Source organism: Frankia sp. Hr75.2 (assembly GCF_949319125.1).
Classification (GTDB): Bacteria; Actinomycetota; Actinomycetes; order Frankiales; family Frankiaceae; genus Parafrankia; species Parafrankia soli.
Map to the genome: position 1 here is coordinate 1 of NZ_CASGGV010000062.1, position 8,769 is coordinate 8,769.

General features: G+C 70.4%; 7 protein-coding genes. 3 read left to right on the plus strand and 4 right to left on the minus strand.

The window, feature by feature from the left end:
• The coding region (locus AC559T_RS06530) for an N-acetylmuramoyl-L-alanine amidase (RefSeq protein WP_498868097.1) at positions 1-1,021 on the plus strand (1,021 nt) is incomplete at its 5' end.
• Between the two features lie 273 nt (positions 1,022-1,294).
• The gene (locus AC559T_RS06535; RefSeq protein WP_112108070.1) at positions 1,295-1,933 is read left to right on the plus strand and encodes a GNAT family N-acetyltransferase; all 639 of its coding nucleotides are present in this window, start codon (positions 1,295-1,297) and stop codon (positions 1,931-1,933) included.
• A gap of 88 nt (positions 1,934-2,021) precedes the next feature.
• Here AC559T_RS06535 and AC559T_RS06540 read toward each other — a convergent pair whose 3' ends face one another.
• The 3 genes from AC559T_RS06540 to rsmG all read right to left on the minus strand — a co-directional run bounded on the left by AC559T_RS06540 (position 2,022) and on the right by rsmG (position 5,405).
• Entirely contained in the window at positions 2,022-2,951 is a 930-nt protein-coding gene (locus AC559T_RS06540; RefSeq protein WP_112108069.1) for a ParB/RepB/Spo0J family partition protein, read from the minus strand.
• Positions 2,948-4,312 (minus strand): ParA family protein, encoded by a 1,365-nt coding sequence (locus tag AC559T_RS06545; RefSeq protein WP_498868098.1) that lies wholly within the window; start codon positions 4,310-4,312, stop codon positions 2,948-2,950. The genes AC559T_RS06540 and AC559T_RS06545 overlap by 4 nt, the downstream gene beginning before the upstream one ends.
• A gap of 172 nt (positions 4,313-4,484) precedes the next feature.
• Positions 4,485-5,405 carry a 16S rRNA (guanine(527)-N(7))-methyltransferase RsmG gene (gene rsmG, locus AC559T_RS06550; RefSeq protein ID WP_112108068.1) on the minus strand — a complete coding sequence of 307 codons (921 nt, stop codon included), beginning with the start codon at positions 5,403-5,405 and terminating at the stop codon, positions 4,485-4,487.
• A 334-nt stretch (positions 5,406-5,739) separates the two neighbouring features.
• Between rsmG and AC559T_RS06555 the strand changes: the two genes are divergently transcribed.
• On the plus strand, positions 5,740-5,895 hold the full coding sequence (locus AC559T_RS06555) for a hypothetical protein (RefSeq protein ID WP_498868099.1): 156 nt from the start codon (positions 5,740-5,742) through the stop codon (positions 5,893-5,895).
• Positions 5,896-6,001: 106 nt separating this feature from the next.
• On the opposite strand, the gene AC559T_RS06560 is transcribed toward AC559T_RS06555, so the two are convergent.
• Positions 6,002-8,296, minus strand: coding sequence for a GH92 family glycosyl hydrolase (locus tag AC559T_RS06560; RefSeq protein WP_498868100.1), 2,295 nt, complete (start codon positions 8,294-8,296; stop codon positions 6,002-6,004).
• Positions 8,297-8,769: the final 473 nt, after the last annotated feature.

Below are 8,769 nucleotides of genomic sequence, written 5' to 3' on the forward strand. Positions count from 1 at the left end.
CCAGTTCGACAGCGAGCTGGACAACGCCGTCCGGGCGTTCCAGCAGAGCCGCGGGCTGTCGGTCGACGGCATCATCGGACCCGACACCTTCCGGGCCATCGAGGAGGCTCGCCGCCGCCTCGGCGACCGGCTCCTTCACTACAGCGTCACTCACCCGTTCGTCGGCGATGACGTCGCCGCCCTGCAGGAGCGGCTGTCGAACATGGGCTTCGACGTCGGCCGCGCGGACGGCATCTTCGGAGCACGGACGGACTCGGCCGTGCGGGACTTCCAGCGCAACCGGGGCCTCGACCCCGACGGCCTCTGCGGGCCGCGGACCCTGCGCGAGCTCAAGCGCCTCGAGCGCACAGTCACCGGTGGCCGCCCGGACGTCCTGCGCGAGTCCATGCGCCTGCTGGCCCGGGGGCCGTCGCTGCTCGGCATGGTCGTCGCCATCGACCCCGGGCACGGCGGCGACGACCTTGGCGTGTCCAGTGGTGGGCTGTGCGAGCGTGACCTGATGGCCGACCTGGCCTCACGGTTGGAGGCCCGGCTGCTCGCGTCCGGCCTGGAGGCCTACCCGGTGCACGGGCCACACGAGTCGCCGCCCGAGGCGGAACGCGCGGCGCGGGCGAACGAGATCGGCGCCGACCTGCTGGTCTCGCTGCACGTGGACGCGAGCGGCTCCGCGCAGGCCCAGGGTGTCTCGACGTACTACTACGGCCACGCGCGAGGCTCGTCGGCGGTCGGTGAGCGCTTCGCCGCGCTGGTGCAGCGCGAGATCGTCTCGCGGACCGACATGGTGGACTGCCGCGCCCATCCCAAGACCTGGGAGCTGCTCCGCCGAACCAGGATGCCCGCTGTCCAGATCGACCTCGGCTACCTCAGCAACACTCACGACGCCGCCGCGCTGGCGTCGACCGAGTTCCGGGCCGCCGTCGCGGAGGGCCTGCTCGCCGCCACACAGCGCCTGTTCCTGCCGCCGGAGCAGGACCCGCCAACGGGGCAGCTGCGCGTCCCGCGCATCGCGGCGCGCGCATGAGGCCTCGCCGCACCACGCCTGGCTACTGCCGCCGCCGGCCGTGCCGGACGGCTCCGCGGTCGCTCCCCCGTCCCGCACGCTTGTCGTGTTTCACTACCGCGACCGGCTTTGTGGTGGACGTCCCGGGAACGTGTAATCCGTTGGCGAGGTTTCACGTGGAACAGGTCACGGCGTGCCCGTGGCCACATGCGCTGACGACCGTCCTAGGCTGTCCGAAGTAAGCGGAAGAATCGGCCGGGGACGGTCGTCCGGACCGCTGGGAGGGCTGGCTCGATGAGTCGTCGGATCGCGAACATCACTCTCGACAACATCGACGACCTGCCGCTCCCCTGTCGCAGGTGCGTCTTCTGGGAGCTCGACCCGGTGGCCCGCAGCCGGGCCGAGGAGGCCGGCGGCACGGACATCGAGAAGGAGGCCTGGGTCTCGGCGGCGCTTCTCGAATGGGGTAGCTGCGGAAAAGTCGTGTATATCGACAACGTCCCGGCCGGGTTCGTCATGTTCGCGCCGCCGGCGTACGTCCCGCGCTCCGTGGCGTTCCCGACCAGCCCCGTCAGCCCGGACGCGGTGCTGCTCATGACCGCACAGATCGTCCAGGAGTTCACCGGCCAGGGCCTGGGCCGGGTGCTCATCCAGTCGGTGGCCAAGGAGATCACGCGGCGCGGCTACCGCGCTCTGGAGGCGTTCGGCGACCTGCGCGACTCCGGCACCCGCTGCGTGGTGCCCGCCGACTACCTGCTCGCGGTCGGGTTCAAGACGGTTCGCCCGCACCACCGCTGGCCCCGCCTGCGCCTCGAGGTGAAGAACGCCGTCAGCTGGCGGGAGGACGTCGAGGTCGCCCTGGAGCGCCTGCTCGGCTCGATGAATCCCGAAGGCGTCCTGCGCCAGGTGAACCCCGTCCCCGGTACCGTCTGAGCGGGACCGCACCGGGACGGGCACACACCCCGGACATGCCTCGGGGCGCACGTGTCCGCCACGTGCGCCCCGAGGCCTGGTACCGAGGTCAGGAGACCTTCGAGTTCGGGGACATCACCTCGACGATCCGCTCCAGGTCCTCGATCGTCGCGAACTCCACGGTGATGCGGCCCTTGCTGCGGCCCATGTCCACCTTGACCCGGGTCTCCAACCGGTCCGACAGGCGGTCGGCGATGCTGGTCAGCGCCGGCTCGGCCGCCCGCGGCCCGCGCGGAGCCCGCTTGCGGGGCCCCTCCTCGCCGAGGGCCACGATCTCCTCCACCGCCCGCACGGACAGGCCCTCGGCGACGATGCGCGTCGCCAGCCTGTCCTGGGCGTCGGGGTTCTCCAGCGAGAGCAGTGCGCGGGCGTGCCCGGCGGACAGCACTCCGGCCGCCACCCGACGCTGCACCGCCGGCGGCAGCCCGAGCAGGCGAATCGTGTTCGTGACGTGCGAGCGCGACCGGCCCAGGCGCCCGGCCAGCTCCTCGTGGGTCGCCCCGAAGTCACGCAACAGCTGCTCGTAGGCCGCGGCCTCCTCGAGCGGGTTGAGCTGCTGGCGGTGCAGGTTCTCCAGCAGGGCGTCGCGCAGCATGGCGTCGTCCGCGGTGTCCCGGACGATGGCGGGCACCCGCTCCAGCCCGGCGAGCTTCGACGCGCGCCAGCGCCGCTCGCCCATGACCAGCTCGTAGCGGCCGGGCAGGAGCTCCCGGACGACGATCGGCTGCAGTAGCCCCACCTCGCGCAGGCTCGCGGCGAGCTCCGCGATGGCGTCCTCGTCGAAGTGGGTGCGTGGCTGGCGCGGATTCGGGGTCACCGAGTCCACCGGGATCTCCCGGAAGACCGCGCCCGCGACCGGGACGGGAGCCGCTGCCGGAGCGTGGTCCAGGCCGTTGCTCTGGTAGCCGTCCTGCGGCTCGGCAGCCGCCGGAATGAGCGCGCCAAGACCACGACCCAGACCACCACGCCGCGCCGTCATCGACCGGCCCCGTTCAGGTTCGGACCGCCAGGACCCGCGGCACCGCCGTGCGGGCCGTAGCCGTTGGGCCGTCCGTACCCGTCCCGGGTGCTGGGTGCACCCGGGACCATCGGCCCGTCCGGAACGGCAAAGCCGTCCGGCGTGGACGGCCCGGCCGGAGCGGCGTGACCGCCCGGCGAGTCGTAGCCGTCGGCGGGCGTGCCGTACCGGTCGTCGTCGGCGGGGTAGCTGTCGTCAGCGCCGTATCCATTGGCGGCGCCGTATCTGTCGGTGGCGTTGTAGCCATCCGTGCCGTAGCCGTCGGCGGCGTAGTCGTCCGCGCCGCGGCCGTCTGCGCGGCTGTCTGCACGTCCGTCGCTGCGGCCGTTTGCGCCGCCGTCTGCGCCGTAGCCGGACGGCGGGCCGTGCCGGTCAGGGCTGGCCTGGACGGCGCCCGTGCCGCGGCCGGTGGGCGGCGCGTGCCCTGCGGGGGAGCGGCCGTTCACCGGAGCCCCACCGGTCGGGATGGGGCCGCTGGGAGCCCCATCGCGGGCGCTCCCGGCGGTGCCACGTGGAGCCGGGTCGACTCCGCGCTCGGCGAGCTCGCGAGCAGCGGCCAGGTAGGACAGCGACCCGCGGGAGGCGGGGTCGTAGGTCAGGACGGACTGACCGTAGCTCGGTGCCTCGGCCAGCCGGACGTTGCGCGGGATCGTGGTGCTCAGCACCCTGTCCCCGAAATGCTCCTTCACCTCGTGCACGACCTGATCGGCGAGCCGGGTGCGCGAGTCGTACATGGTCAGCAGGATGGTCGACAGCCGGAGCTCCTGATTGAGATGGGCCTGGACCAGCTCGACGTTACGCAGCAGCTGACCAAGACCCTCCAGCGCGTAGTACTCACACTGGATCGGGATCAGGAGCTCCCGGGCCGCCACGAGCGCGTTGACCGTGAGCAGCCCCAGCGACGGCGGGCAGTCGATGAGGACGTAGTCGACCTCGTTCCGCATGCCGTCGATGGCCCGACGCAGGCGGGTCTCCCGCGCGACCATCGAGACCAGCTCGATCTCGGCGCCCGCGAGGTCGATCGTCGCCGGTGCGCAGAACAGCCCGCTGGACTCGCTGGACCGCACGACGACCTCGTCGAGTGGGCGGTCACCGAGCAGCACCTCGTAGATCGAGGGAGTGCCGGACCGGTGGTCCACACCGAGCGCCGTGGAGGCGTTCCCCTGCGGGTCCAGGTCCACGACCAGTACACGGACTCCGTGCATGGCCAGTGCGGCGGCCAGATTGACGGTGGTCGTCGTCTTGCCGACGCCACCCTTCTGGTTGGCGACAGTGATGACACGTCGCCGGCTGGGTCGAGGAAAGGGTCGTCGTCGTTCCATCGTCAGTGCTTCCACCGCTGCTGCCGCCGCCGCTCCGATCGGGGTCGAGGAGTCAAGGGGGTCCAGGCCCGGGAGGCCGGACGTGTCACCCGGACTCCCCCCGTGTGCCAGGCCGCCTCGACCCGCCGACGCTGCTTCAGGTGCCCTCGCCGTCTGATATGGCATCGCTGTTTCACGTGGAACGGGACCTCCCACGTGCCGGTCGATCACGAGTGCCCTCCCGTGGTCGCCGTGGCTGTGTCGTCCGTCTGGCCTGCCGGTCATCCGCGCCGCGCCGTCCCCTCCCGCCGTCCCCTTGGGTCGCCTGAGGTGACCGCGTCGCGCACAGAACACGGGTGGGTTCGTCCACCAGGCCAGCCCCGCACGTCATGACGTTCACCTCGCGCCAACCCTGGGAATCGAGATCACTACGCGCGGCCTGCAATTCCTCAAGGATTCGCGAACCGCGCAGTGCAAGCATGACACCGCCCGGACGGGTCATCGGCAGCAGTACCGCGCCAAGACGTCCCAAAGGGGCTACTGCGCGCGCCACCGTAACGTCGAATGTGCGATGCGGAGGCAGCTCGGCGACGTCCGGCGCTCGTCCCCGTACGACCTCCACCTGACCCGCCAGACCGAGCTCGGCCACGGCTTCCGCGAGGAAACGGCAGCGCCTTTCCATCGGCTCGAGCAGGGTCACCCTCAGGTCGGGGCGGGCGAGCGCGAGCGGAATTCCGGGAAGGCCGGCGCCGCTGCCGACGTCGACGACCTCGAGGGCGGCCTCGTCAGAGCCGGGGGAGGCGGAACGGGTGGGGACGGCCTCGGCCAGGACCGCGCTGTTGAGAAGGTGGCGCTCCCAGAGCCGGCCGGTCTCCCGCGGACCGATCAGCCCTCGCTCGACTCCTGCCGTCGAAAGCATCTCGACATACCGCACCGCGAGACCGAAACGATCACCGAAGACGGTCCGAGCGGCGTCGGGAACCACCTCGGCGGCGCCGGTCGGGCCTTCGGATGTCGTCGCCGGCGCAGCCGAGGAATCCGACGGCGGGGGCAGCGGATCGCCGGGGGAGGAGTCGGGGCGGAGGCCGCCCGCCGTCCCTTCGGGCGGTGTCACCGATTCACCTCAACCACCGGAGCACCCGGCAGGCCCAGCCGGCCAAGCTGAGCGGTCCGAGCTGTCGACCAGGTCACGAAGGCGCGCCAGGCACGCGGATCCAGGCTCGGATGTGGCCCGCCCCGGGCTGAGAGCGGACGGTCCGGACATCCCGGAATGGACGAGCGAGCGGCAGGCGGCCGCGGCGGCTCGGGGCGAGACGGGAGGGTGCGACGCGAAAGCACCACACCAGCATCCCCGGTGGACCCGTGCTGGCGCGTCAGGTGATGCCTCTGATAGGTGCTGTGTCGGGAATTCGGCGCCAGAAACCCGACACCGCGGGCAGATGTTTCCCGTGAATCATCCATCGCTCGCGGCGGGACGAGCGGAGCAGGCGGAGTCGACCACCAAGCCGGCGGGCAGGTTCACCCGCATCCAACCAGCACTGACACAAACTCCGACCAACGTCGCCGACCTGGCTCTGCGAGACGATCCCCGCTACGCAAAGTAATAGATCTTTCGATCACCGGTCTGGTGGTCTGGCGGTCTGGCGCACAGGAGCGGGTTGGCCCGGATCTTCCGCCTGGCTGCAGGACACCGCGTCGACGACGATCCGGTCAGTTCTGCGTACCCCGGGCGGTCGGCTGATCGGACAATGACCAGGTCAGAGTCGCTCCTGCGCTGAGATCACGAAACCGGGTCCAGGGCCCGGGGAGCGGCTCGCCGTCACGTCTCAGCCCGACCGGTATGCGACCATCCACCCCGCCGACCTGTTGGTTCACCAACCGAAGTTGTCCGTGAGGAAGGGTGATCTCGACCGATGGGGCGACCGGCGGAGTGACGATGAGCAGGTCTGTTCCCGGCTGGACGGGGCCCAGTCCAAGCCAGGCGAGCACGTACCAGGCGGACAGGCCCCCGGTGTCGTCATTTCCGGGCAGACCGTCGGGAGTATCCCGGAACAAAGTCCGGCGCGTCCGGTCGAGAGCGTCGATCGTCAGATCGACGGCGCCGAACGATCCACCGAGCCAGGGCACGAGAAGGCTGGGCTGGTTTCCCATCTCCGCATGTGCCCCGATCGGGCCGTCGTCGAGCCGGGCGAGGAAGTCGGCGAGCCGGTCGACCGCGACGCGCCGTCCGCCCATCGCCTCGGCGAGGCCATCGGGATCCTGCGGAACCAGCCATGAGTACTGGGCCGCGGTGCCTTCGGTGTAGCCGGGCAGGGTCGTCGGCTCCACCGGTAGAAAGCCACCGTCCGTGCTGCGCGGGGCGGGCAGCTTACTGACCGGATCCCATACCGACCGCCAGCGCGTCGACCGTTCGGTGAAGATAGCCGCGATTTCGGGCCGGTTCGCGGCAAGCGCCAGTTGCGCTGTCGCGAAGTCCGCGAGGGCGTACTCGAGAGTGATGGACACAGCATCCGCGGTGCCGGCGTGGCCGACCGGGACGAAGCCGAGTCGGTCGTACTCGGCCGCGAACGGGCGGCGGGCCGCGCTGGCCAGCGCGGCGGCCAAAGCCTGTGCTGGGTCAAGGGGCAACCCGAGAGCCACCGCCTCGGCAAGCAGGACCGTGCCGCCGTCGCCAGGCATGACGTCGGGCCGACTGGTCGCGAGAGTCCATCCTGGCACCGACCCGGTCTGCATGGCGCCGGCCATCAACGACCATGCGGTGTCGGTGGCGACGTCCGGAGCCAGCATCGCCAGTAATGGGAACGAGCTGCGGTAGGCGTCCCAGCCCGCGATCCCGCTGCGTGCGGTCCATCCCTGGGCGGCGGCGGTGGATCCGTCCCAGCCACGGTAGGTGCCGTCGGCATCGCTGACGGCACCGGGGCCCAGCATCGCGTGATAGAGCGCTGTGTACAGGGTGCGTAACTCGGACCGTGGCGCGGAGGCGACACACACGGTCGACAGCCTCCGGTTCCATTCGGTGCGGGTGGCGCTCGCGACCGCGTCGACACTGCTGGGGTACTCGGCCTCGAGGTTGGCGCGCGCCCCCTCGACGCTGGTATACGACACAGCAGCACGGAGCATGACCGCTCCGTCTGCTGCCGGTGGCATTCTCAGCCAGACTCCGACCGATGCGGAACGCGACGTCGCGGTGGGTCCTCCTTCGTCGGCCACGTCTGGGCTCAGTGACCATCGCCCCGCCGACCAGGTGCCCACAGCCGCCGGCGGCCGATCGGGTCTCGCGACGAAGTAAAGCGTGCTGACGGCTGGTTGCCGGCAGAAGACCCGGCTGGTCACCGAGCCTGAAACCTCCCCGGTGGCGGAGTCCACATGCAGGTCCGCCCGGCCGGCGCCGTCGGCACGGCGTCCCACGTCGAGGACCAGGGATCCCGCCACGCCTGCCGGAAACGAGAAGCGACCAATCGCCGCACGGGCTCCGGCGGCGAGATCCACACCTATCCGATCACCCACCGGCGAGGTGACCTGAACGCTGTAGCGACCGGGTGTGGCCGACTCGTCGCCATGAGAGAATCCGGCGCCCCACAACGATGGCTCGTCCACGGCGCCGGTGGGTGGATAGAAGGGATAGGAGCCGGTAGACGGCATGATCGAAATATCCTGGGCCGCAGGACACGACGTGCCATGTAAGTGGGTCAGGCTGAATCCGTCTATTACCGAGTCGGTGTACCGGTACCCGCCCGACCCCGCAGCCGCCCGTCCGTTGGTGTCCGGGCTCCACTGGACCATCCCGAACGGCGCCGCGGCTCCTGGAAAGGCACCCGCGACCCCATCGCCGGGTATGACATCATGACGCTGCTGCGCAGTGCCGATAAACGGGTCGACAAACTTGGCCAGGTCGTCGCCTGCGGAGACAGCGTCCGCGGTCTGAGTCGCGAGGTCTGATGCCCGTGTAGTTCTGCCGTGGGCACCCGGCCGCATTTCGATAAGTAGACCCGCGGCTGCGGCCATTGCGACCAGCAGAGACAGTACAACCGATGCGACCGTGCGGGCACGCCAACCTCCGACAGACACGCACAATCCCTTTCCGACGGTCATCGACGCGGCCGGTCAGGTAAAAAAATACGGCGAGTCTCAGGCCATCTCCGTCCGCCAGGGCAGCACTGTTCCATGCTCGCGACCTGTTACGGAGGCCGGACCAGGAGGCTCTGGTCCGGCGGAGCTCTCTTCTGCGGTCCGGACTGGACGCATATTGGGCTATGCGCATACACCGCCAGTCGGGATCAGTGGCGACCGCATCCTCCTCGAGGATATCGGATCGACCGCCTCACGACTGGCAAAGGCAGGACATACCCCTTGCGACGCGAGGAGTTGCCCGGCATCACCGGCTCTCGCGTTGCCCACGCCCGTCGCTGAGCATCGTGAACCGGATCGCGCACCTGAGGACATTACCCATGCTCAGCAGCACCGACACAGGTCCCCCG